Consider the following 22,746-nt stretch of genomic DNA (forward strand, 5'->3'; position numbering starts at 1 on the left):
GGATAGTTCGAAAGGCCACACTCGACAACTTCGAGGCCTTTAATGCTTATTTCACACTATGAATCTCTTTGCGAGAACCATTGGATAAACTCGTCATTTGCAACATTCGCGCCGTGTCCATCGCCGGAGGCGTGCCTGCTCCGGGACCGGCTCCGGCGTCCGGCAACGCTCTGACCACGGCGGATTCCTCTTCGACCACGGCCCTGGCGAGCGGTGTCCACCCACGGTCGTCGGCACGGTTGACATCGGCGCCGCATGTTACAAGCATGCGTGCAGTCTCAGCGTGACCGTAATAAGCCGCCGGCATCAGCAAAGTGTCACCTTTGCCGTTGGCCAGGTCGACCGGCATTCCGGCCTCCGCATGAGCGCACGCGGCCTCTCCGTGTCACCCGCCCTGGCCAGGCCGAACGTCCTGGTGGCGAACTCTTCCCGCTCCGGGTCCCCGTCCGGGGATGCCCCTGTGCCTCGATAGGGTGCCGTGCACGGAATCGTTCCGACCCGCCGTAGGTTCTGGCTATGAGTACCTAGGGAAAGGCTGTCCAACCGTGTTCGACCCGCAGGATCTCTACAAGCTCGCAGATGACGCGCCCGAGCTGCATGACCCGGTGTTGCTGTACCACTTCGACGGCTTCGTCGACGCGGGCGGTGCCGGACGTCTCGCGCTGGGCCACCTGCTGGCCGAGCTGGAGCACCGGGTCGTGGCGACGTTCGACGTGGACCGGTTGCTCGACTACCGGTCACGCCGGCCCATCATGACCTTCGACACCGACCGCTGGGTCGAGTGCGAGAGCCCGGAGCTGGCCGTTCACGTCTTGCAGGACTCGACGGGAACGCAGTTCCTGGTGATGAGCGGACCCGAACCCGACCGGGAGTGGGAGCTGTTCGTCAAGGCGGTGAAGGCGCTGGCGGAGCGGCTGGGGGTGAGCAAGCTGGTGACGATGCACGGCATCCCGATGGCGGTCCCCCACACCCGCCCGCTGGGTCTCACGATGCACGCCAGCCGGCCCGAGCTCATCAATTCGCAGACGAGCACGTTCGGGCGTGTCCAGGTGCCGGGGAGCGTGGCGGCGCTGATCGAGTTCCGGCTGGGGGCGCAGGGGCACGACGCGCTGGGGTATGCGGTCCACGTGCCGCACTACCTGTCCCAGGCCGAATACCCGACCGCCGCCGTGACGGCGCTGGAGGCGGTGACGCGCGGGACGGGGCTGGTGTTCCCGATGGACGCGCTGCGTGACGCGGCTCAGCGAACGACGACGGAGATCGAGGAGCAGATCCAGGCCTCCGCCGAGCTGTCCACGGCCATCACGGGGCTCGAGCAGCAATACGACGCTTTCGCGGCAGGCGCGGATCGCGAAAACCTCATCGCCGAGTCGACCCCGATGCCGACAGGAGACGAGCTCGCCGCTCAATTCGAGCGTTTCCTGGCCGAGCGCGACGATCCTCAAAACCCGTAAACCCCTTCTGTTCACGGCGGTGCCGGGTGAGGCCACCAGTCGGCGCGCCTGGGGCGGAGAGCGGTAGCTCGCGTGACCGGCGCAGCCCCGTGCGAGCGCGTTCTCGGCCGGCTGAGGGGTTTCGGTAGCATCTCTGATCGGCTTGGCGATCCTGAGGAATTCCCAGGAACAGTGCACGGCGAAATGCCGGGCATGCACCGATCGTCTTCGTGCCCTGGTGCCGGTGGACAAGCCCCCGGCCCGCGTGGCACGTCCCTCCGGACGCCATCGGTCCAGCGTGCACGGCTATGGGACCGAGGAGGGTGCCCCGCGTCGCCCGGGCACGAGGCGTGCTGATACCAGAACGATACCATAGGATCACCAAGAGTCACTGATGAAAGAAGGGAGCCTGGGCCGATGAGTGAGATCCGGGTGGGGCTGGTCGGGTACGGCGTCGCGGGGGCGTACTTCCATGCTCCCTTCATCCATGCCACGCCCGGATTGTCGCTGGCCGCTGTCGTGACCAGGAATCCGGAGCGGCAGGCCGAGGCCCGCGCCAGGTACGGTGCGGTGGGCGTCGCCGATGTGCGGGAGTTGTGGGGGCGATGTGATCTTGTTGTGGTCGCGTCGCCCAACCGGACGCACGTCTCCACCACGGCGGCGGCGATCGCCGAAGGGCTGCCCGTCGTCGTCGACAAGCCGCTGGCCAGGACCGCCGAGGAAGGGCGGGAGCTGGTGCGGATGGCCAAGGAGCGCGGAGTCATGCTGACCGTGTTCCAGAACCGGCGGTGGGACGGCGACTTCCTGACCGTGCGGCGGCTGGTCGCTGAGGGGGCGCTCGGTGAGGTGCGGCGGTTCGAGTCGCGGTTCGAGCGGTGGCGGCCGATGCCCAAGGGCGGCTGGCGGGAGGCCGGCGGGCCCGAAGAGGTCGGCGGGCTGCTGTACGACCTGGGCAGCCACCTCATCGACCAGGCGGTGCAGCTGCTCGGCCCGGTGCGGGAGGTCTACTGCGAGAGCGACGTCAGGCGCGACGGCGTGGCCTCGGACGACGACACGTTCGTCGCGTTGACGCACGCGAGCGGTGCCCGGTCGCAGCTGTGGGTGAGCTCCGTGGCGGCGCGTCTCGGGCCCCGGTTCCGGGTCCTGGGGTCGGCGGCCGCGTACGTGAAGCACGGGATGGACGTGCAGGAGGAACGGCTGCGGGCGGGGGTCTCGCCCGGCTCGCCGGGGTTCGGGGAGGACGAAGAGGCGCGCTGGGGCGTGCTCGGCACGGAGGACGACCATCGGGTCGTGCGTACCGAGGCGGGGGCGTACCTGGACTTCTACCGGGGCGTCGAGGCGGCGCTGCGGGAGGGGACGCCGCCGCCCGTGGACCCGGACGGCGTGATCGACGCGCTGGGCGTCATCGAGGCGGCCCGCCTGTCGGCGGCCCAGCGCATCGTCGTCCACCTGATCTGACCGCCGAGGGCGTCGTCGTACGCCTGAGCCGGCCGCCCGGCGCGTCGTCGTACGCCCGGGCGTCAGTCCCGCAGCCTGGCGCGCAGCGCGGAGGTGTCCGCCTCCGTCCAGCCGTGCTGGGTCAGCCAGCCCATCGGGCCGCCGAAGCGGCCGGCGAGGACGTCGAGGAACTGCTCGATGTACTCCACCCGGGGCATGTGGTCGTCGGCCGGCCTGGAGTCCAGGTCCCCGCGGTAGGTGTCGCTCCCCCGCAGCCGCTCGAGTATCAGCTCCAGCCGCTCCCCCGTGGCCGCGTAGTCCGCCACGATGGCCTCCCTGGTGACGCCGGCCACCTCCAGCGCCAGTGCCACCAGCACTCCGGTGCGGTCCTTGCCCGCCGCGCAGTGCACCAGCGCCGCCCCGTCGTCCAGCGCCATCGCGCGCAGGGCCGCCACCACGGCGGACGGGCGGTCGCGCAGGTAGCCGAAGTAGAAGCCGGTGACACGCAGCTCCTCGTCCAGCCCCCGCTCGGCCCACGGCAGCACCCGGTCGCCATCGATGGCGCCGGGAGCGGTGTCGGCCTCGACGTCGGTGTGCCGGCCGCCCTCGGCGAACAGCGTCAGATGGTGATGCCGTACCTCGGCCACCTTGGTCAGCGGCCCCGGCCCCTCCAGCGCGACCTCGGCGTTGGAGCGGAGGTCCACGACGTGCCGCAGTTTCAGCTCGCCGACCAGCAGGTTCACGTCCCGGGGGGTGAGCCCCTGAAGATTGTCGGCGCGGAAGATCCGGCCGCTGCGGGTGACGCCGCCGTCACGCGTGGGGAGTCCGCCCAGGTCACGCGCGTTGACCGCGCCTTCAAGATCGATCCACCTCGTCATCTCTCTCATCGTCTCGACCCTATATGTCCCCCAAATATGAGCGAATTCGAGGTTCATAACGCAGCATGAACGTATGGATCCACGAGCTCTGCCTCCACGGCTGGTGATCGATCCCTCGCTGCCCCCGGAGATCTCGGTAGAGCTGCGGTCGAGCCCCCACATCCTCCGCATGGCTCGAACCGGCATGCGAATGGACACCACGTACAACCCCGCCCTGCTGTTCGTGCTCCCGGGCTTCCTGTTGTTGATCTTCATGGTGACCAACATCCAGGGTGTCTTCGTGGCAGGCCTCGGCATCGGGCTGATCGTCTTGATCCGCTGGATGGCGCTGGACAGCTCCTATCGCGCGACGAAACGAAGACTCCGCCTGGCGCAGACCCACGCCGACCGCTACATCCTGGCCGAGGATCTCGACTATCCCTGCCAGATGCTGCTGCGCCGCGCGCAGAACGCGGTCGGGGCGATACTCAACTCCAAGGTGCAGCAGGCCGGCCTGATCGACAGCATCGACAACCAGGTGACGCTGCCGGAGGAGATCTGGCAGATCGCGCAGCGGCTGCGCAAGCTGTCGTCCATGCACGCCGAGCACGGCAAGCTCATCCCCCGCGAGCTGCCGCCCGGCATGGAGGACGCGTTCAAGCCGTACACGAGCGCGCTGGACGCCGCCTGGACGTCGCTGTCGCAGCGGGTGCGCCACCTGGAGAAGTACGCCAAGCAGGTGATCAAGGCCGACAAGGTCTACCACACGCACAAGCGGCTGGAGGCGCTGGCCGCCAGGACGCCGGAGTACCAGCAGCTGATCGCCGAGACCGTGCACGACCAGCTGGCCCGCGAGCACATCAGGCAGCTGGCCGACCAGGCGGCGCACGCGCGCAAGATGTTCGAGGAGAGCATCGCCCAGGCCAGGCTGGCGGCCGGGGAGCTGCTCAGGACCCCGCTCACGTAGCGGCCGGCGGCGCCGCCCGTCTGAGCAGCTCCAGGGTCCTGCGCATGCCTGCCTCGTTGCCGAGGCTGCGGTAGATCTCCCTGGCCTGCTCCAGCGGCTCCACGGCCGCCTGGCGGCCGCCCGCGTCCAGGTGCGCCTCCCCCAGGTAGCGCAGGCTCATCGCCATCCACCACCGATCCTGCAGCTCCTCGAACTCGAGGACGGCGCGGCGCAGCTCCGCCTCCGACTCCTCGATCCGCCCCAGCCGGGCCAGCGCCCGCCCCGCCGACACGGCGTTGCGGGCCACCCCCCACGAATCGCCCAGGGCGACGAGGATCTCCTCGGCCCGCCGGACGTAGTCCAGCTCCCGCAGCCCGTTGGACGGGTCGCCGACCTCGCCGGCGGCCCGCAGGCAGCGGGCCTCCTCCCACAGCTCGCCGCGCTGCCGGAACATCTCGGCCGCCCGGTCCAGGCTGTAGCCGGCCTTCGTGAACAGGTTGGCCGCGGCCCGGTGGTCGCCCGCGCGGCGCTCGCCCCGCGCCTGCGCCGCCAGCACCTCCCCGTAGACGCGCAGCGTCTGCGCCTCGGAGTAGCGGTTGCCCTCCCGCTCGAAGATCTCCAGGGCGCCCTCCAGCAGCTCCCTGGCCTCCTCGGGGCGCCGCTCGGCCATCCGCATCTCGGCCAGGTTTCGCTGGGTGCGGGCCATCCACCACACGTCCTCCTCGCCCTTGAACCCGGTGATGGCCCCGATCAGGTAATCCTGCGCCCGGTCCAGGTGGCCCTCGCTGAACAGCGTCATGCCGACCGTGCGCATGGACCTGGCCGCCCACCACGACTCGCCCAGCTCGGTGAAGATCTCCAGCGCCCGCTCGGCCTCCTCCAGCGCCGGCTCGCGCAGGCCGAGCCCGCCGTGCACGGAAGAGGCGTCGAGCAGGGCGATCGCCAGGGAGCGCCGGTCACCGGTCCGCTCGGCGGCCTCGCAACCGATCTCCGCCACCGCCTTCCAGTCGGCCCAGTACGCGCGCAGCGAGTGGCACAGCGAGCAGAACGCCCGGGCCAGCCCCCACGTCAGCTCCCACAGCTCCAGCTGCCGGGCCAGGTTGATCATGGCGAGGAGCGAGAGCCGCTCGGCGTTGAGCCAGTCACCGGCCCGCAGCTGCCCGTCGGCGCTGGCGCGGCGCCCGCCTCTGCTCCAGTCCTGCGGCCAGCGGTTCTGAGCGGCCTCCTCGGCGCGGCGGCGGTAGCCGTAGAGCACCCGCTCGATCGCGGCCCGGCGGCGCTCGGCCTCGTCCTGCTCGGTCAGCTCGGCGGCGAACACGCGGACCAGGTCGTGCAGCCGGTACCGCATGGTGCCGGTCTGGTCGGTGCCCGAGCACTCGGCGAGCTGGGCGTCGATGAGGGCCTCCAGCTGGTCGGCGCCGTCGAGGCCGGAGATGTCGAGCAGGTCGCCGGCCACCCAGCCCGGCACGTCGGGCGCGGTCAGCGAGCCGAGCAGGCGCAGCAGGCGGCGCTGCATGCCGGTGCAGTCGTCGTAGCTGAGCTGCACCGAGGCGCGCACGCTCTTGTCGACGGTCGGGGCCACCTCCAGCTGGTCGAGGCGGCGGCGCGTGTCGGCCAGCCGGCCCGCCATCTCCCGCAGCGTCCACTGCTCGCGGGTGGCCAGGCGGCCGCCGCAGATGTTGATCGCCAGCGGCAGGTAGTCGCACATCCGGACGAGCTCTTTGGCGGAGTCGAGGTCGTCGACGATCCTGGCGCCGCCGGCCAGCCTGGCCAGCAGCTCCACGCCGTGCGCCTCGCTGAACACGCCGAGCCGCGTGTCGTGGGTGCCGTTGAGGAAGAGCGGCGCGCGGGAGGTCACCAGCACGGCGCAGCCCGGCTCGGCCGGGATCAGCGGTTTGACCTGCGCGGCGTCCTGGGCGTTGTCCAGGCCGATGAGGATCCTGCGGCCCTTGGTCCAGCTCAGCCAGAGCTTGCGTAACTCCTCCAGGCCGCCGGGGTCGGTGGTCAGGCGCACGTCCAGCGCGCGCAGGAAGCCGATGAGGACCTCGTCGGGGCGTACGGGGGCGTCGACGCCGCCGCGCAGGTCGGCGTAGAGCCTGCCGTCGGGGAACCAGTCGGCGACCTCCTGGCCGAAGCGCGTCATGAGGGCCGACTTGCCGACGCCGCCGCGGCCGTACACGGAGACGACGATCGGCGGCGAGAGGTCGGAGGCCTTGCGCCGGGCGCCGAAGACGTCGTGCAGCTCGGCGAGGGCCTCGGCGCGGCCGGTGAAGTGCTCGGGGACGGGCGGCCACTGGTCGGGCGCGACGCCGCCGGGGTCGGCGGGGGCCGGGCGTCTGGGCCGCGCCTCGGTGGTGGCCCAGGTGGTGAGCCCCACGAGGACGGCCGCGGCCACGGTCACGCCGATCTTGGCGGCGGGCGGGATCTCCCACTCCACGGAGGCCGCCAGGACGCTCGCGGCGGCGGCCGCGAGGCCGGCGGAGACCGACGCCGCCCACGGCACCTTCCTGCGCCGTTGCGGCGGCGGCTGGTCGGGCAGTTCGCCTATCTTGTCCGGCAGGTCCCCTGTCAATGAACGTCTCTTCCTCTCTTCGGAAGGGACGCGGGGAATCCGCTCCCCGCGTTGGACGAACGCCTCTCTGGCCGGCTTGCCCCGCGGGTGTGATTCAAGCCGATGGGGCACGGCCCGCGCCAGCCGTGGACGGGTGCCCGCCCGAGCGAGAATCCGCCCCCTCATGGGTCATATGAGGGGGCGGATCAGGCGGAGTACGGCTAGAGGCCGATCACGGTGCAGGTGGCGGTCGCCGTCTTGGCCGGGTCGCTCTCCGAGATGGCGGTGAGCTTGACCCTGGCCAGCCGGTCGCCGCCGGACTCACGGACCGCGTTCACGGTCACGAGCGCCTGCTTGCCGAACGCGACGGAGGCCAGCGCGTTGGGTGTCTGGGCGGTCCAGCCCTTGCCCTGGACCTCCGCCTTGAGCCGGTAGACGTCGGAGTTCAGGTAGGCGCTGACGTCCTCCGGGTGCTGCCCCTGCGCCGGGGCCGCCTTACCGGTGTTGAACAGCGGGAACTTGCAGGAGGAGATGTTCCTGTCGGAGGGGATGCCGACCGCGGGGAGCAGCTTGACGCCGCGCCGCTGCGGGCCGGAGCCGTCGAGCGAGCGGACGGCGACCGTGTACGACAGCTCGCCCTCCCGGTTGCGCTTCAGGTCGGTGACGTAGAAGTGCAGGCGGTTGGCCTGGTCGACGTACTCGTACTCGCTGCCGGAGTCGGTGCCGGCGTGGAAGAGGGCGTCGGAGAGCTGCCGGTAGTCGCCGATCGTGATCGGCACCTTGGTCCCGTCGGGGAGCACGTAGTCGGTCATGCCGATGTCCTGCGGGTTGGCGTCGACCACCCACTCGAACGGGGCCCGGTCCTGGTTCTTGGTCTTGGCCAGGAGCACGCCGGAGTCCGGGGTGAAGGAGTCGGTGCCCATGCGGTCCACGACCTCGACGGTGTAGTTCTCGTAGCCGCCGCCGTCGCAGAGCGGGTCGGCCTGGTCGCACGTGCTCTTGTCACCGGTGTCGAAGGAGACGTTGACGCCGGCGAGCTCGTTCTGCCCCGGCTGGACGGCGCGGGCGAGGACCTTGGCGGTGACCAGCCCGGACTCGTCCAACGCCTCGCGGGACAGGCGCAGCACGTTCTGCTCGTCCACCATCTCCAGCTTGATCTTGTTGCGGAGCATGTGCTGAGCGCCCATGGACGCGCCGGAGGTGGGCGGGATCAGCCAGCGCGAGTGCGGGCCGCCGGGGCCGTTGAAGCTGCCGCGGCTCAACATCTCCCAGATGCCGGTGAACGCCCGTTTCGGCGGCACGGCGTAGGGGTTGTTGTAGTTGTCCGCGATGCCCATGATGTGGCTGAGCTCGTGGGCGTACACGGCCATCCCGGAGCTCTCGGCCTGCACCGAGTCGACGCCGAAGCGGGCGTTGGGCCAGAAGTTGGAGCCGGCCTGCCAGGAGGTCCACTCGACGTAGCGGGTCCTGGACCAGTTGGTCAGGTTGGGGTCGGGCGGGCCCCACTCGTCGGGCACGTCCTCCTTCACCGGGAACTTCATCATCCCGAACTCCTGCCAGGTGGACGACTCGTCCTGGCCGGCGCTCAGGTAGAACACGAAGTCGAACTGCCCGGCCACCTCCTCGCCGACGTCGGTGAGCCAGGCGGCGTTGCCGTCGGCGCGCAGGTTCCTGGTGCAGGTGTCGCCGGCCGGACATGCGTCCCGCTGGTACTCCATGGCGTACTCGTGGTCCTTGCCCGGCATCGTGTACGGGCCGAAGCCGGTGAGCTCCACGCCGAAGCGGCCTCCGGAGTCCTCCATCCAGTACTCATGGATGGTGTGGCCCTTGTTGAGGTCGTTCGGGGTGTTGAGGAAGTCCTGGTAGAACTTCGCGACCTGGTCGCGCGGGATGTCGTGGGCCTCGGCGCTCGGGTTCGCGTAGATCGTCGAGCCCTTGGGCTGGGTGACGACGAACGGCTGGTTCGGGTAGTCGAGCAGGATGAGCGCACCCTTGAAGGTGCGCTTGGAGCCCTTGACGGCGGGGTCGTTCCACTTGGTGCCGGGCGGCTTCTTGTAGTCCGCCCATGTCATGTTGTCGGGATTCTCCCAGTTCTGCGGGTCGATGGGCTGGAGGCCGCCCGGTGGGCGGGGGCGGGTGCGCAGGGCCTGGGCGTCGAGGGGTTCGTCGAGCTGCCAGGGCTGCGTCTGCGGCCAGTGGTTCTGCCGCCACGGGTGCTCGGGATCGGTGGGGGGTGCTGCGGAAGCGGGGGTCGCCAGCAGGCTCAGCGGAATCAGCACAATGGCCGCCGATAACGCCCTCAGCAGCTTCTTCGGGGGATTCACAAATTGACGGTATAGAGGTTGCCCACGAAGATCAACGGACCGGCGTCGGCCACGACTCGATTCTGCGCCGGCACCCCGCGCCCGGGGCCGCCGCTCGCGCGCCGGACGAGCCGCACGCGGGGACGGTGGGGCGGGATTTGCCTCGTTCGCCCTGATTGCTTCCCTGGCTTACCTCACGTTTAATGCCCTGAAGGGTAATCGGACGGGGAGAGCTGATGCCATTTGCGACGCGAGCTGGACCGACTGCCGGACGGCCTGCGCGGCCGTTTCCGGGAAGGCGCGCGCCCGCGCCCGTCGTGCTCCACTCCGCGCCGCTCGTGCTGCCCGTCTGCGACGATCCCGTCCGCGACGGGGCCGTGGTGATCAGAGGCGACCGGGTCCTGCAGGTGGGTGTGCGGGACGAGCTGCTGTCGTGCTTTCCGGTCACGGAGGAGCGCCGGTGGCCGGGGATGATCGTGGCGGGGCCCGTCGACGCCTGCTCGGCCGGATCCCCTCCCGGGCCGGGGGTGACCGCCCGGGCCGGTGTGGTGAGCGATCTGGCCGATCTCCCGGGGCTGCCCGGCATCTCGTACATCCAGGTGACCAGCGCTTCCGAGGAGGAGTGGGAGGAGCGCGAGCGGGACGCGATGATCACGGCGATCCGTGAGGTCGACCGGCCGTACGCGGTCGGGATCGCGGCCCGCACCCGGAATCCGCAGGTGCTGGAGGACGTGGCCGTGCTGGCCAGGACGTTCGGGCTGCGGCTGCTCGCCGATCTGGACCGGCACTCGCCCGTCGAACTGGACGAGGCCGGAGTGCTGGGGCCGCTGTGCCACGTCGCCTGCGCCCGGACGCTGGATCCGGGCGACCGCAAGCTGCTCCGGCTGCGCAAGACCGCGATCGCCCTGTGCCCCTCGGAGTCCCCGCCCGTCGCCGACATGCTGTCCCTGCTGGACGAGGGCAACACCGTCGCCCTCGGCAGCGCCGCTCCGAGTCCGCCGGACCGCCTTCCCGGCCCGTTGAACGCCTCCGGCTCCCGGGGTGGTTCCGGCCCGCGAGGCGGCTCCGGTCCGCTGGGCGCGGCGGAAGGCCCGGCGCCCGCTTCCGGTCCGATCGCGCTGGCGGCGGCCATCAGGCGGCACGCGCGCGCGCTCGGGCTGCGGCCCCGTGGGCTGGATCGCCGGCTCGTCGAAGCGGCCACCCTGGGCGGCGCCAGGGCGCTGGGCATGGATCGCGGAGCGGGCCGGATCGGATCACTGGGCCCCGGAGCCCGCGCGGACTTCGCCGTCTTCGACGCCCGCGGCCGCTACCCGTACGCGGCCCTCCTGAGCGAGGCGCCCTGCGTCGGCACGGTGGTCGGCGGTGTGATCACGCACGCCTCCCCTATCTGAACTGGGCGTCCACCACGCTCAGCAGCTCTCTCAACTGCTCACGCTGCTCCTCCGACAACCCCGCGAACAGGTCCTCGCCCGCCTCCCTGCGTGCGTCGCGCGCCCGGTCGGCGGCGGCGCGCCCCTCCGGCGTGATCACGACCAGCGTGGAGCGGCGGTTGCCTGGATCGGTCTGCCTGCGCACGAGTCCCGCCTCCTCCAGCGCGTCCACGACGGGCGTGAGGGAGCGCGGCACGATGCGCAGCTCCTCGGCCAGCCGCACCATCCGCAGCGGCCGCTCCGGGCCCGCGTCGGCGAGCACCCGTAGCGCCCGTGCCTGGCTGGGGCTGAGCCCCAGCGGGACCAGCCGCCGCACGTACCCCTGCCGCAGCCGCTTGCCGACCAGGTGCACGAGCTCGGCGAGCTCCCTCTCCTCCATGTCGCTAAGTTTAGCCGGAACAAATATGAGTTAACCTCTGTTTGAGTGGACATCTGAAAGGAGCACCACTTGGCGGAGGAACCACGGGCGCCGTTGCGGCGCATCATCAAGCTGTTTCGCCCCTACAGCGGCCGGATGGCCGTGGTGGGCTCGTTCATCCTGCTCTCGTCACTGGTGTCGCTCGCCTCTCCGTTCCTGCTGCGCGAGGTGCTGGACGTGGCGATCCCGTCCAGGGACGCCGGACTGCTCGCGTTGCTGGCCCTGGGCATGATCGCGGTGGCGGTCACGACCAGTGTGTTCGACGTGCTGCAGACGCTGATGTCCACCACGGTCGGCCAGCGGGTCATGCACGACCTGCGCATCGCCGTGTACGCGCATCTGCAGCGCATGTCGCTGGCCTTCTTCACCCGCACCAGGACCGGCGAGGTGCAGTCGCGCATCGCCAACGACATCGGCGGCATGCAGCAGGTCGTCACCTCGACCGCCTCCTCCTTCATCTCCAGCCTCACCACCGTGGTCGCCACGATCGTGGCCATGGTCGCGCTCGACTGGCGGCTGACCGTGATCTCGCTCCTGCTGCTGCCGGTGTTCGTGTGGATCAGCCGCAAGGTGGGCACGGAGCGCAAGCGCATCACCTCCGAACGGCAGCGCAAGCTGGCGAACATCGCCTCGACGGTGCAGGAATCGCTGTCGGTCAGCGGCATCCTGCTGGGCCGTACGATGGGCCGCTCCGCCACGCTGATCGAGCGCTTCGGCCGGGACTCCGACGAGCTGGCCGACCTCGGCGTACGGATGAGCATGGCCGGGCGGTGGCGGCAGTCGTCGATCCAGATCATCATGGCCGCGATGCCCGCGATGATCTACTGGGCCGTCGGCTACACCGGCGCCATCTCGGTCGGCACGCTGGTGGCGTTCACGACGTTGCAGACGAGCCTGTTCCGGCCGGCGGTGCAGTTGCTGCGGCTCGGCGTGGACGCCCAGACCTCGCTGGCGCTGTTCGGGCGCATCTTCGAGTATCTGGACCTGCCGGTGGACATCCATCCGGGCCCGCGCACGCTCGGCTCCGTACGCGGCGAGGTCCGCTTCGAGGACGTCCACTTCTCGTACGGCGAGACACCCACGCTCACCGGCGTGGACATCACCGTCCCGGCGGGGACCAGCCTGGCCGTCGTGGGCGAGACGGGCTCGGGCAAGACCACGCTGAGCTACCTGCCGCCCCGGCTCTACGACGTCACGGGCGGGCGGGTGACGATCGACGGGACGGACGTGCGGGAGCTGACGTTCGAGACGCTGAGCGCGGCGGTCGGGGTGGTCTCGCAGGAGACGTACCTGTTCCACGCCTCGATCGCGGACAACCTGCGCTTCGCCAAGCCGGAGGCCACGGACGAGGAGCTGGAGGCGGCGGCGCGGGCGGCGCGCATCCACGACCACATCGCCGCGCTGCCGGACGGCTACGACACGCTGGTGGGCGAGCGCGGCTACCGGTTCTCCGGGGGCGAGAAGCAGCGCCTGGCCATCGCCCGCACACTGCTGCGCGACCCGCCGGTGCTGATCCTCGACGAGGCCACCAGCGCGCTGGACACGCAGACCGAGCGGGCCGTGCAGGAGGCGCTCGACGCGCTGGCGCGGGGGCGCACCACGATCACCATCGCACACCGCCTCTCCACCGTCCGCGACGCGGACCAGATCGTCGTGCTCGACCACGGGAGCATCGTCGAGCGCGGCACCCACGACGAGCTGATGGCGCGCGGCGGCCATTACGCGGCGCTCGTCAGCAGGGACCGGCCGGAGCTGGAGCCGGCCCGGCCGTGAGGGCAGACACCCTTCACCACACTTGCCTGCATGCGGTTCGAGAGCTAATCTGTAATTGAAGTTGGAGGTTAGCTACAAGCCAGCCATCAGCAAGGGGGTTCCGACATGCTTTTGACCTCGATCGATCCGTTCTTCCAGGAGTTCGAGCGCCAGTTCGACCGCCTGACCCGTCAGGCGCTCGGCGCCGAAGGGACCGTCATGCCCATGGACGGGCTGCGCCGCGACGACGACGTGCTGCTGCGCTTCGACCTGCCCGGCATCGACCCCGACTCCATCGAGGTGACGGTCGACCGCGGCGTCCTCAGTGTCACCGCACGTCGCGAAGAGGAGATCGCGGAGAACGAGCGGCTGTTCGTACGGGAGCGCCCTATGGGCTCCTTCACCCGGCGCGTCTACCTCTCCGAGCACCTCGACAGCGACAAGATCGACGCGGGCTACGCCAACGGCGTGCTGACCGTCCGCATCCCGGTGCTGGAGCGTGCCAAGCCGCGGAAGGTGGAGATCTCGCGAGGCGAGAGCAAGGCCATCAGGGCCTGACCGGCGCGGTGACGGGGGCGGGGCTCCTGTCCCGCCCCCGTTACCATGGGGAGCTCATGATGGCCGATCTGCCCTTCGACGACGAGCACGCCCCTCTCTACTCCCTCGGGCAGGTGGCGGAGATGCTCCAGGTCCAGCAGGCTTACCTGAGAAGGCTGGACCAGCACGACGTCATCAGCCCGAGCAGGTCGAGCGGCGGCCAGCGGCGCTACTCCCGGCGTGACATCATGATCGTCCAGCATGTCACGCGGATGGCGGACGAGGGCATGACGCTCATCGCGATCCGCCGCATCCTCGAGTTGGAGCAGGAGCTCGCCGAGGTCCGCGAGCAGCTGAAGCAGGCCCGGGCGAGGCTCCGTGAGCTGGAATGACCCGCGCATCATCGGGTAGCGGCGGTCCCATGGCAACCGACGTCATCACCTTGATCACAAATGACCACAGGACCGTCGAGTCCCTCTTCGAGCGGCTCAAGAAGCAGGAGGGCGACCCGAAGGCCACCGTGGCCGAGCTGCACGCCCTCCTGATCGCGCACGCGCGCGCCGAGGAGGACCGGGTCTATCCCGGCATCGACGCGCACCACAGCGTCGAGGAACACAAGCAGGCCGAGGTCCTGCTCGACTCGCTCGTCCGCGCCAGGCCGGGGACTCCGGAGTTCCGCAAGACGCTGGAGGAGCTCGAGCGGTCCGTCAAGCACCACGTCGAAGAGGAGGAGAGCAAGATCCTTCCCGCCCTGGCCAAGTCGGCCGGCGACAAGGGTCTCAAGGAGCTCGGCAAGGCGTTCCAGGAGCGCAGGGCGCAGGAGCTGAAGGCGCTCAGCGTCCCCAAGCAGGCCGCCCCGTCGAAGGCCGAGCTGTACGAGAAGGCGCAGAAGGCCGACATCCCCGGCCGGTCCCACATGGGCAAGGAGGAGTTGGCCGAGGCCCTGAGGCACGCCAAGTCATAGGATTCCGGGCCGCTCCCTGGGTAGGGGACGCGTATGACCGAAAAACCTCCGGACCGGTACGGCTTGAGCGATGAGCAGGACATCGAGGTCAGAGAGTGGACCGAAGACCTCGGACTGCACCATGAGGTCGTCGAGAACGACCCGCGGCGCAGGGACACGCTCGACGAGCGGCTGCGGCGGGAGGCCCGCGAACGGCTGCACGAGCCCCGGCCCAGGCACCGGCTGACCCAGCCCGACGAAGGGCTGGAGCCGGACGTCGAGGACGAGGAGATCGGCTCCGACTGGGGCGGCGACTCCGACGACCTCTCGGCCGAGGAGCGGGCGGTCCGCATCGATCCCGGCGAGGACCTCAGGTGAGCCGCCGCGCGGCGGGCAGAACGGCGTGCAGGTCGTCGACGATCGTGTCGGCGGCCGCCGCCTCCGGCCGCGCGGCGTGCAGGTAGCCCCACGGGCCGCGGCGCAGCAGCGCCGTACGCATGCCCGCCCGGCCCGCCGGCAGCACGTCGTTGTCGAGCCGGTCGCCCACGTAAAGGATCTCGCCGGGCTCCCGCCCCGCGACCGCGGCCACCTTGGCGAAGAACTCCCGCTGGGGCTTGGACACGCCCCACCCGTCGGAGGTGTGCACGGAGTCGGCCGGCAGGTCCATCGCCACCAGCGCGTCGTAGGCGCGCCTCGGCTGGTTGCCCGCGATGATCACCTGGAATCCGGCCGCGCGCAGCGCGCCCAGCGCCTCGCGGACGTCCGGGTAGAGGTCGTCGGCATCGAAGTGATTACGCAGGCCGCCGGGGTCGTCGCGCTCCCAGGCGGCCTCCTCCGCGTCCAGGTCGAATCCGGGCCGGACGAGCTCGAACGCCTCCGCGTGCGGGCGGTCCAGGGCGGCCATGCCGCCGAGCGCGCCCATCAGCACGAAGTCGCTCACGCCCAGCCGTTCAGCCCAGCGCGACCAGATGCGCGTCTCGTCGATCAGCGTCTCCCCGACGTCGAACACCACAGCCTTGATCATCAATCCCCCTGCTCGACCCTGTTGCAGCCCATTCACCCGGGCACTAGGCGAAAGCCCCACAAAAGGCTACAAGGGGATTTTTCCATGCCACCCGAGCGCGACGCGAAGGACCGTTCGCGGAGACGGTGGCGGGGCATCGCCGCTACGAGCGGGATGTGGTGGCCGTGCCCGCGTAAGTCCGTGGCGCGGGCCCGCAGGAGATGGAATACTTAGCGTGCCCGTTCGAACACGAAGGGACAGATTCGATGGTAGCCACGGCGATCGAACCTCCGACGGCCAAGCCGGAGAAGCCCAGCACGCGCATGCCACGAACCGTAAGAGAGCTGTTCGATGCCCTACCCCCCCTCCCCGGTTTCCGGGTTGAGGTCATCGAAGGGAAACTGATCGTGAGCCCTATGGGCAATCCGGAGCACACCTGGATGGCCGTGGACCTGCACAACGCTCTACTTCCGTTGAGCATCGAACGAGGATGGAGGGGAGCGCCCGGCGGCCTCAACGTTTGCATCCAAGGCCCCCGAGACTCGTTTGTGCCGGACTACGTCCTGACGCCTCCCGACTGCCATCGCTGGGGAGCGGGAGAGTTGCTGTCGTCCGGAGTGATCATGGTCGCCGAGGTGGTCTCGCCCAGCAGCGTCCGCATTGATCGTGAGGACAAGGTGCGCCTCTACGCCTTGGGGCAGGTGCCCGTCTACTTGCTGATCGACCCTCTGGCGAAAGAGCCGTCGGCCACCGTGCACAGCGACATCAAAAAGGACATATACGACACGATCTTCACCGTGCCCCTGGGAAAGCCGCTCTATCTGCCCGACCCCGTCGACTTCGAGCTCGACACCTCCATCTTCATGGTGTGAGCCTCTCCATCGCCTTCGCGATCCGCTTCTCCGAAACAGGCGTCGGTGTCCCCAGCGTCTGGGCGAAGAAGCTCACTCTCAGCTCCTCGATCATCCACTGGATCTCCACCACGTCGGGATCCCCGCGCCGCGCCGGATGCAGCTTCTCCAGCACGTCGTGGTAGTCGTCCTCGACCTTGTGCACCCGGTCCATCCACTCCTGGTCCCGCCACGGCTCCTCGGGAAGCTTGGTCAGGCGGCGGTCGATGGCCCGGATGTAGCGCAGGATGTCCGATAGGCGGCGGTAGCCGGTGCCCGTGACGAAGCCCTTGTAGACCAGTCTGCTCAGTTGATCGCGGATGTCGTCCGTGGCGGCGCTCGAGCGAAGGGCGTCCAGGCGGACGTTCGCCTCGTGCCAGACCGCGAGGATCTGCTCCACCTTCGCCAGCACGTCCCTCGCCGCGTCGTGCAGGTTGGCCCGTACGTGCTGGTAGAGGCGGTCGAAGGCGACCGGTTCCCAGGCCTCTCCGCCGGCGTCGAGCATGAGCTTGTCCACGGCCGCGTTGACCACGTCGTCGAACAGTGCCACCGCCCCGCCGTGCGGGCTGCGGGACAACGCCAGCTTGGCCTGGTTGGACAGGCCGCCGAGCAGTGACTTGGCGGGGTTGGTGACGTTGAGGAGCAGCAGGCGGCGTACGCCGGGCCAGTGGGAGCGGCGCTGCTCGGCCTCCGTCTCGAAAATCTTGATCGAGACCGAGTCGCCCGCGTCCACCAGAGCCGGATAGCCCTTCATCCGGCCCTGCTCGAAGACCTTCGGCAACCGGCCGAAGCTCCACGTGTGCAGGCCCGTCTGCTCCAGGTCATCGCCGGCCTGTGACAGCGTCTGGCGCAGGCGCGGGGCCAGGCGGCGCTTGAGCGCGTCGAGGTCCTTGTCCTCGGCCACCGTGCGCTTGCGCTCGTCGATGATCCGGTACGTGATCCGCAGGTGGTCCGGCACCTGGTCGAACTGCCAGGCGTCACGCGGCACGCGTACGCCGGTGAGCCGCAGCAGCTCGCGCTCCACGGCCGCCAGCAGCGGCTCCCCGCCCTGCTCGACCCCGGCCAGCACCTGCTTGGCGTAGTTGGGGGCGGGCACGAAGTTACGGCGCAGGTTCTTCGGCAGCGAGCGGATCAGCGCGGTGATCAGCTCCTCGCGCAGGCCCGGGATCTGCCAGTCGAAGCCGTCGGCGCTGACCTGGTTGAGCACCTGGAGCGGCACGTGCACGGTCACGCCGTCGGCGTCCGCGCCCGGCTCGAACTGGTAGGTCAGCTTCATCCGCTGGCCGAGCTGCTTCCACGTGTCCGGGTAGTCGCGGGAGCTGATGTCCGCGCCCTCGTTGACCAGCATCTCCGGCGAGAACGTCAGCAGGTCCGGCTGCTCCTGCCTGACCTGCTTCCACCAGGAGTCGAAGTGGCGGGCGGAGACCACGTCGGCTGGGACACGCTGGTCGTAGAAGTCGAACAGTGCCTCGTCGTCGACCAGGATGTCGCGGCGGCGGGCGCGGTTCTCCAGCTCCTCGACCTCCTCCAGGAGCCTGCGGTTGTCCTTGAGGAAGCGGTGGTGGGTGTCCCAGTCGCCCTCGACCAGGGCATGCCTGATGAACAGCTCGCGCGACAGGTCGGGATCGATGCGGCCGTAGTTGACCTTGCGGCCGACCACGAGCGGCACGCCGTACAGCGTGACCTTCTCCAGGGCGATCACCGCGCCCTGGTTCTTCTCCCAGTGGGGCTCGGAGTAGGTGCGCTTGATCAGGTGCTGGGCGAGGGGCTCGACCCAGTCGGGCTCGATCTTGGCGTTGACGCGGGCCCAGAGGCGGGAGGTCTCGACCAGCTCGGCCGACATGACCCACTGCGGCTGCTTCTTGGCCAGCGTGGAGCCGGGGAAGATGGCGAAGCGGGCGTTGCGGGCGCCGACGTACTCCTGGATCGGGCGGCGGCCGTCCTGGCCGCGCTTCTCCACGACGTCCTTGACGCCGATGTGCGACAGGAGACCGACGAGCAGGGACGCGTGCACGTGGTGCGGGTCGGCGGGCGCGCTGTTGGGCTGGGCGCCGAGCGACTGGCGGAGCTGGCTGTAGATGTCCTGCCACTCGCGGACGCGCAGGTAGTTGAGGAATTCGGCCTTGCAGAGCCTCCTGAACGCGCTGGAGGACAGCTCCTTCTGCTTGTCGCGCAGGTAGTTCCACAGGTTGAGGTAGGCCATGAAGTCCGACTCGGGGTCGGCGAAGCGGCGGTGCTTCTCGTCGGCCTGCTGCTGCTTGTCCGCGGGCCGCTCACGCGGGTCCTGGATGGACAGGGCGGCGGCGATCACCATGACCTCGCGCAGGCAGCCGTTCTTCTCGGCCTCCAGCACCATGCGTCCCAGCCGGGGGTCCACGGGGAGATTGGCCAGCTTGCGGCCGATGGGGGTGAGCTTGCCGAGGGCGTCGAACGCGCCCAGCTCGTGGAGCAGGTTGACGCCGTCCTTGACCTGGCGGCGGTCCGGCGGCTCGACGAACGGGAACGCCTCGATGTCGCCGAGCCCGATGGAGGTCATCTGCAGGATGACGGACGCGAGGTTGGTCCGCAGGATCTCCGGGTCGGTGAACTCCGGCCGGTTGAGGAAGTCCTCCTCCTCGTACAGCCGGATGCAGACGCCGTCCGAGGTGCGCCCCGAGCGGCCCTTGCGCTGGTTGGCGCTGGCCTGCGAGATGGCCTCGATCGGCAGGCGCTGCACCTTGGTGCGGTGGCTGTAGCGGGAGATGCGGGCGAAGCCGGGGTCGACGACGTATTTGATGCCCGGGACCGTGAGCGACGTCTCGGCGACGTTGGTGGCCAGGACGACGCGGCGGCCGGTGTGGCGCTGGAAGACGCGGTGCTGCTCGGCGGCGCTGAGCCGGGCGTAGAGCGGGAGGATCTCGGTGTTGCGGAACTCGGCCTTGGCCAGCGCGTCGGCGGCGTCGCGGATCTCCCGCTCGCCGGACAGGAAGACCAGGATGTCGCCGGGGCCTTCGGTGACGAGCTCACGGCAGGCGTTGACGATGCCCTGCGTCTGGTCGTCGTCCTCCTCCATCGGCCGGTAGCGGACCTCGACGGGGTAGGTGCGGCCGGAGACCTCGACGATCGGCGCGTCGCCGAAGTGGCGGGAGAACCGCTCGGGGTCGATCGTGGCGCTGGTGATGACGACCTTGAGGTCGGGGCGTTTGGGGAGGAGCTGTTTCAGATAGCCGAGGATGAAGTCGATGTTGAGGCTGCGCTCGTGGGCCTCGTCGATGATCAGCGTGTCGTACTGGTCGAGCATCCGGTCGTTCTGCAACTCGGCCAGCAGGATGCCGTCGGTCATCAGCTTGACCAGGGTGCGGTCGCTCGCCTGGTCGGTGAAGCGGACCTTGTAGCCCACCACCTCGCCCAGCTCGGTGCCGAGCTCCTCGGCGATGCGCTCGGCGACCGTGCGGGCGGCGATGCGACGGGGCTGGGTGTGGCCGATCAGGCCGCGTACGCCGCGGCCCAGCTCCAGGCAGATCTTGGGGATCTGAGTGGTCTTGCCCGAGCCCGTCTCGCCGGCGATGATCACGACCTGGTGGTCGCGGATGGCCGCGAGGATGTCGTCCTTGCGCTGCGAGACCGGTAGGTTTTCCGGATATTTCACTACTGGTACGGCTTCGCGGCGCCGTACCAGTCGCTGCTCGGCCCGCTCAACATCGGCGAGGATCTCTGCGACGATCTTGTCCCGGGTGTCGTGGGACCGCACCCGGCGCATGCCGTCGAGCCTGCGCCGCAGCCGCCGCTGGTCGCGCGGCATGAGCTCGGGCAGGCGGGACTGGAGGTCGGCGAGTGGAGAGGACAACGAAGACGTTCCCATACTGCTTTCAGGATATTTGAGCTCCGCTTCGCCGGAGCCAACGGCCCATGGTGCCCCACCGCCGCCTCCCGCGCATCCCAATAACGCGCCGGCGGCGGGGCGGGCGTGGCCCTGGCGGAGTCCGGGGCCACGTGGCGAAGGCCGTGCGGCCCAGGTAGCGGGCGGGGTCAGGGACGGGCGGCGAGGGCGGCGCCGATGATGCCGGCCTCGTTCTGGAGGGCGGCGGGAACCACGGGCGTACGGATCGTGATGTGCGGCAGGAACTTGTCGGCCTTCTTGCTCGCTCCCCCGCCGATCACGATCAGCGACGGAGAGAAGAGCATCTCGACGTGCTCAAGGTACTCCTGCACCCGCTCGGCCCACTGGTCCCAGCTCAGCTCGTGCTCCTCGCGGGCGCGCGCCGAGGCCCGGTGCTCGGCGTCCTTGCCGTGGAGCTCCAGGTGCCCCAGCTCGGTGTTGGGCACCAGCGTCCCGTCCGCGAACAACGCGCTGCCGATCCCCGTCCCGAACGTCAGCACGAGCACGGTCCCCCGCTCCTCACGCCCGCAGCCGAAGGTCATCTCGGCGACCCCGGCCGCGTCGGCGTCGTTGAGCACGCTCGCGCCGCCGAACAACGCGGCCGCGTCCTCGCCGATCCAGGATCGGTCCACGTTGGCCGCCGACCGCACAACGCCGTTCACGACCACACCGGGGAAGGTGACCCCGACCGGGCCGGTCCAGCCGAAATGCTCGACGATCTCGGCTACCGCCTCAGCCACCTCGCCGGGGCCGGACGGTTGAGGCGTGGGGACGCGCAGGCGCTCCTCGATCAGTCGCCCAGCCTCGGTGTCCACGGGTGCGCCCTTGATTCCCGAGCCGCCGATGTCGATGCCCAAGACGTTCATCTGAATTGTGGCGCGGAGCCCTGGTCGTTCAGGGCCGGTGGAAGCGCCACCCTCCTTTCGCGAGCAGTGGGGAAACGGTATGCGATCGGGCGCGCAGGCGGCCCTGCATGCCATTGCCCAGGTCGCAGGAGCCTACGCCAACCGGCGCGTCACCAAGAAACGCACCCCCGTTTGCGACAGCGTCGGAGAAACACACCTACCCATATTTCCGGCACCGGCTGAACCGGCCTCCCGCCCTCCGCGTATCTCGCGTCACAAGCGCTAATTAGGAGGCAACGGATGCGGCCACGCATCATCACACTCTGCGCTGTTGCGGTCGTCTTGGGAGCGACTCTCACCACTCCCGCACACGCCACCACCAGGATTGAGTTCGACGTACACAACCTTGTGTCGGATGTTCAGGGCAAAGCCCAGGTCACCGACCCCAAGGTCGTCAACCCGTGGGGCCTGGCCATGGGCAAGACTCTGTGGGTGTCCAACACCGGCACGGGCACCGCCACCGTCTACTCCGGCGCGGGCAAGAAGGAGCAGATTGAGGTGTGGATCCCCGGTGGAGCCCCTACCGGCCAGGTGCACAACCCCGGCGAAGGCTTCACCGTGAAGGGCAAGCCGGCCACGTTCATCTTCTCCAGCCCCAGCGGCGCCATCACCGGCTGGAACGCCGAGGTGGACCCGAAGAACGCGATCATAGCGGCGTTCACGCGCGGTGCCGACTACAAGGGCCTGGAGCTCGTCCAGACCGAGGACGACGAGGCCTTCCTCCTGGCCGCCGACTTCGCCAGCGGCCGCATCCATGCCTTCGACGAGGACTTCCGGCGCATCCGGCTGTCCCGCTCGCAGTTCCAGGACCCTGACCTGCCGGACAACTACCACGCGTACAACGTCGCGGTCGCCAACGGCAGCATCTGGGTCTCCTACGCGCTGCGCGACCCCTCCACCGGCAAGCCGGTCTTCGGCAACGGCAAGGGCTTCGTGAGCCGCTTCAACGCCGCCGGACGCCTCACCGGCCGCATCTCCAGGGTCGGGCTCAACGCCCCCTGGGGCATCACGGCCGCGCCGGAGGGCTGGAGCCAGTACCGCGGCGCGCTGCTGGTCGGCAACTTCGGCGACGGCACCGTGCACGCGTACAAGAACAGGCGTCACCTGGGCGCGCTGCGCGACGGCAACGGCAAGCCCATCGTGCTGCCCGGCCTGTGGGACCTGGAGCTGGGCACCGCGGCCGTCGGCGGCGAGAAGTCCCTGTGGTTCTCCGCCGGCATCGACGGCACCAAGCACGGGCTGATCGGCATCATCGCCCCGCAGGGCATCAAGCCCACGGGAACCGCCCCGAGCTCCTCCCCGTCCCCCACGCCGACACGGAGCCACCCGTCCGGCCACCAGTCGAGCGCCCCTGCTACCTCGTCGTCCTCCCAGAATCCGTACGGCGGGTATTAGTCAGGCGCTCTCGCGCCGCCGCCCCCGGTCTGGCGAGGAGCGCAGCTCGCCGACAGCAGGCAGGGGGCGGCGGTCCCCGACGTTTCC

General features: G+C 69.7%; 19 protein-coding genes. 11 read left to right on the forward strand and 8 right to left on the reverse strand.

Annotated elements, in window-relative coordinates:
* Nucleotides 1-46 precede the first annotated feature (46 nt).
* On the reverse strand, nucleotides 47-349 hold the full coding sequence (locus tag ACIBX3_RS08105; RefSeq protein ID WP_397114391.1) for an ankyrin repeat domain-containing protein: 303 nt from the start codon (nucleotides 347-349) through the stop codon (nucleotides 47-49).
* A gap of 196 nt (nucleotides 350-545) precedes the next feature.
* Here ACIBX3_RS08105 and ACIBX3_RS08110 point away from each other — a divergent pair, with 196 nt between their 5' ends.
* Complete coding sequence (locus ACIBX3_RS08110; protein WP_397114393.1) at nucleotides 546-1,454, forward strand: proteasome assembly chaperone family protein; 909 nt, start codon at nucleotides 546-548, stop codon at nucleotides 1,452-1,454.
* A 396-nt stretch (nucleotides 1,455-1,850) separates the two neighbouring features.
* Nucleotides 1,851-2,891, forward strand: coding sequence for a Gfo/Idh/MocA family oxidoreductase (locus ACIBX3_RS08115; RefSeq protein WP_397114395.1), 1,041 nt, complete (start codon nucleotides 1,851-1,853; stop codon nucleotides 2,889-2,891).
* A gap of 62 nt (nucleotides 2,892-2,953) precedes the next feature.
* On the opposite strand, the gene ACIBX3_RS08120 is transcribed toward ACIBX3_RS08115, so the two are convergent.
* Nucleotides 2,954-3,748 (reverse strand): tyrosine-protein phosphatase, encoded by a 795-nt coding sequence (locus ACIBX3_RS08120; protein WP_397114397.1) that lies wholly within the window; start codon nucleotides 3,746-3,748, stop codon nucleotides 2,954-2,956.
* A 73-nt stretch (nucleotides 3,749-3,821) separates the two neighbouring features.
* Between ACIBX3_RS08120 and ACIBX3_RS08125 the strand changes: the two genes are divergently transcribed.
* A complete protein-coding gene (locus ACIBX3_RS08125) occupies nucleotides 3,822-4,694 on the forward strand; it encodes a hypothetical protein (RefSeq protein ID WP_397114399.1) in 873 nt (290 codons plus the stop codon).
* On the opposite strand, the gene ACIBX3_RS08130 is transcribed toward ACIBX3_RS08125, so the two are convergent.
* A complete protein-coding gene (locus tag ACIBX3_RS08130; protein WP_397114401.1) occupies nucleotides 4,687-7,245 on the reverse strand; it encodes an ATP-binding protein in 2,559 nt (852 codons plus the stop codon). The two genes, ACIBX3_RS08125 and ACIBX3_RS08130, sit on opposite strands and share 8 nt — an antisense overlap.
* 200 nt (nucleotides 7,246-7,445) lie before the next feature.
* Nucleotides 7,446-9,548, reverse strand: a complete 2,103-nt coding sequence (locus ACIBX3_RS08135; RefSeq protein ID WP_397114403.1) for a M6 family metalloprotease domain-containing protein — start codon at nucleotides 9,546-9,548, stop codon at nucleotides 7,446-7,448.
* 296 nt (nucleotides 9,549-9,844) lie between these two features.
* Here ACIBX3_RS08135 and ACIBX3_RS08140 point away from each other — a divergent pair, with 296 nt between their 5' ends.
* Entirely contained in the window at nucleotides 9,845-10,918 is a 1,074-nt protein-coding gene (locus ACIBX3_RS08140; protein ID WP_397114405.1) for an amidohydrolase family protein, read from the forward strand.
* On the opposite strand, the gene ACIBX3_RS08145 is transcribed toward ACIBX3_RS08140, so the two are convergent.
* The gene (locus ACIBX3_RS08145) at nucleotides 10,911-11,336 is read right to left on the reverse strand and encodes a MarR family winged helix-turn-helix transcriptional regulator (RefSeq protein ID WP_397114407.1); all 426 of its coding nucleotides are present in this window, start codon (nucleotides 11,334-11,336) and stop codon (nucleotides 10,911-10,913) included. The two genes, ACIBX3_RS08140 and ACIBX3_RS08145, sit on opposite strands and share 8 nt — an antisense overlap.
* Before the next feature lie 69 nt (nucleotides 11,337-11,405).
* Between ACIBX3_RS08145 and ACIBX3_RS08150 the strand changes: the two genes are divergently transcribed.
* The 5 genes from ACIBX3_RS08150 to ACIBX3_RS08170 all read left to right on the forward strand — a co-directional run bounded on the left by ACIBX3_RS08150 (nucleotide 11,406) and on the right by ACIBX3_RS08170 (nucleotide 14,985).
* Nucleotides 11,406-13,148: an ABC transporter ATP-binding protein gene (locus ACIBX3_RS08150; RefSeq protein WP_397114409.1), complete on the forward strand. Its 1,743-nt coding sequence runs from the start codon at nucleotides 11,406-11,408 to the stop codon at nucleotides 13,146-13,148.
* Between the two features lie 105 nt (nucleotides 13,149-13,253).
* Nucleotides 13,254-13,685 (forward strand): Hsp20/alpha crystallin family protein, encoded by a 432-nt coding sequence (locus ACIBX3_RS08155; protein WP_397114411.1) that lies wholly within the window; start codon nucleotides 13,254-13,256, stop codon nucleotides 13,683-13,685.
* A 59-nt stretch (nucleotides 13,686-13,744) separates the two neighbouring features.
* Nucleotides 13,745-14,056, forward strand: a complete 312-nt coding sequence (locus ACIBX3_RS08160) for a MerR family transcriptional regulator (RefSeq protein WP_397114413.1) — start codon at nucleotides 13,745-13,747, stop codon at nucleotides 14,054-14,056.
* Nucleotides 14,057-14,085: 29 nt separating this feature from the next.
* Nucleotides 14,086-14,628, forward strand: a complete 543-nt coding sequence (locus tag ACIBX3_RS08165) for a hemerythrin domain-containing protein (RefSeq protein WP_397114415.1) — start codon at nucleotides 14,086-14,088, stop codon at nucleotides 14,626-14,628.
* Nucleotides 14,629-14,661: 33 nt separating this feature from the next.
* Nucleotides 14,662-14,985 (forward strand): DUF5709 domain-containing protein, encoded by a 324-nt coding sequence (locus ACIBX3_RS08170; protein ID WP_397114417.1) that lies wholly within the window; start codon nucleotides 14,662-14,664, stop codon nucleotides 14,983-14,985.
* Here the strand turns inward: ACIBX3_RS08170 and ACIBX3_RS08175 are convergent.
* The gene (locus tag ACIBX3_RS08175) at nucleotides 14,978-15,631 is read right to left on the reverse strand and encodes an HAD family hydrolase (RefSeq protein WP_397114419.1); all 654 of its coding nucleotides are present in this window, start codon (nucleotides 15,629-15,631) and stop codon (nucleotides 14,978-14,980) included. The genes ACIBX3_RS08170 and ACIBX3_RS08175 overlap by 8 nt on opposite strands.
* A 302-nt stretch (nucleotides 15,632-15,933) precedes the next feature.
* Here ACIBX3_RS08175 and ACIBX3_RS08180 point away from each other — a divergent pair, with 302 nt between their 5' ends.
* On the forward strand, nucleotides 15,934-16,482 hold the full coding sequence (locus tag ACIBX3_RS08180) for a Uma2 family endonuclease (protein WP_397115013.1): 549 nt from the start codon (nucleotides 15,934-15,936) through the stop codon (nucleotides 16,480-16,482).
* On the opposite strand, the gene hrpA is transcribed toward ACIBX3_RS08180, so the two are convergent.
* Nucleotides 16,472-20,341 (reverse strand): ATP-dependent RNA helicase HrpA, encoded by a 3,870-nt coding sequence (gene hrpA, locus ACIBX3_RS08185; protein ID WP_397114421.1) that lies wholly within the window; start codon nucleotides 20,339-20,341, stop codon nucleotides 16,472-16,474. The genes ACIBX3_RS08180 and hrpA overlap by 11 nt on opposite strands.
* 167 nt (nucleotides 20,342-20,508) lie before the next feature.
* Nucleotides 20,509-21,225 (reverse strand): polyphosphate--glucose phosphotransferase, encoded by a 717-nt coding sequence (gene ppgK / locus ACIBX3_RS08190; RefSeq protein ID WP_397114423.1) that lies wholly within the window; start codon nucleotides 21,223-21,225, stop codon nucleotides 20,509-20,511.
* A 279-nt stretch (nucleotides 21,226-21,504) separates the two neighbouring features.
* Between ppgK and ACIBX3_RS08195 the strand changes: the two genes are divergently transcribed.
* Nucleotides 21,505-22,659 carry a TIGR03118 family protein gene (locus ACIBX3_RS08195; RefSeq protein ID WP_397114425.1) on the forward strand — a complete coding sequence of 385 codons (1,155 nt, stop codon included), beginning with the start codon at nucleotides 21,505-21,507 and terminating at the stop codon, nucleotides 22,657-22,659.
* The last annotated feature ends 87 nt before the right edge of the window (nucleotides 22,660-22,746 follow it).

It is taken from the genome of Nonomuraea sp. NPDC049480 (assembly GCF_044465905.1).
Lineage (GTDB): Bacteria > Actinomycetota > Actinomycetes > Streptosporangiales > Streptosporangiaceae > Nonomuraea.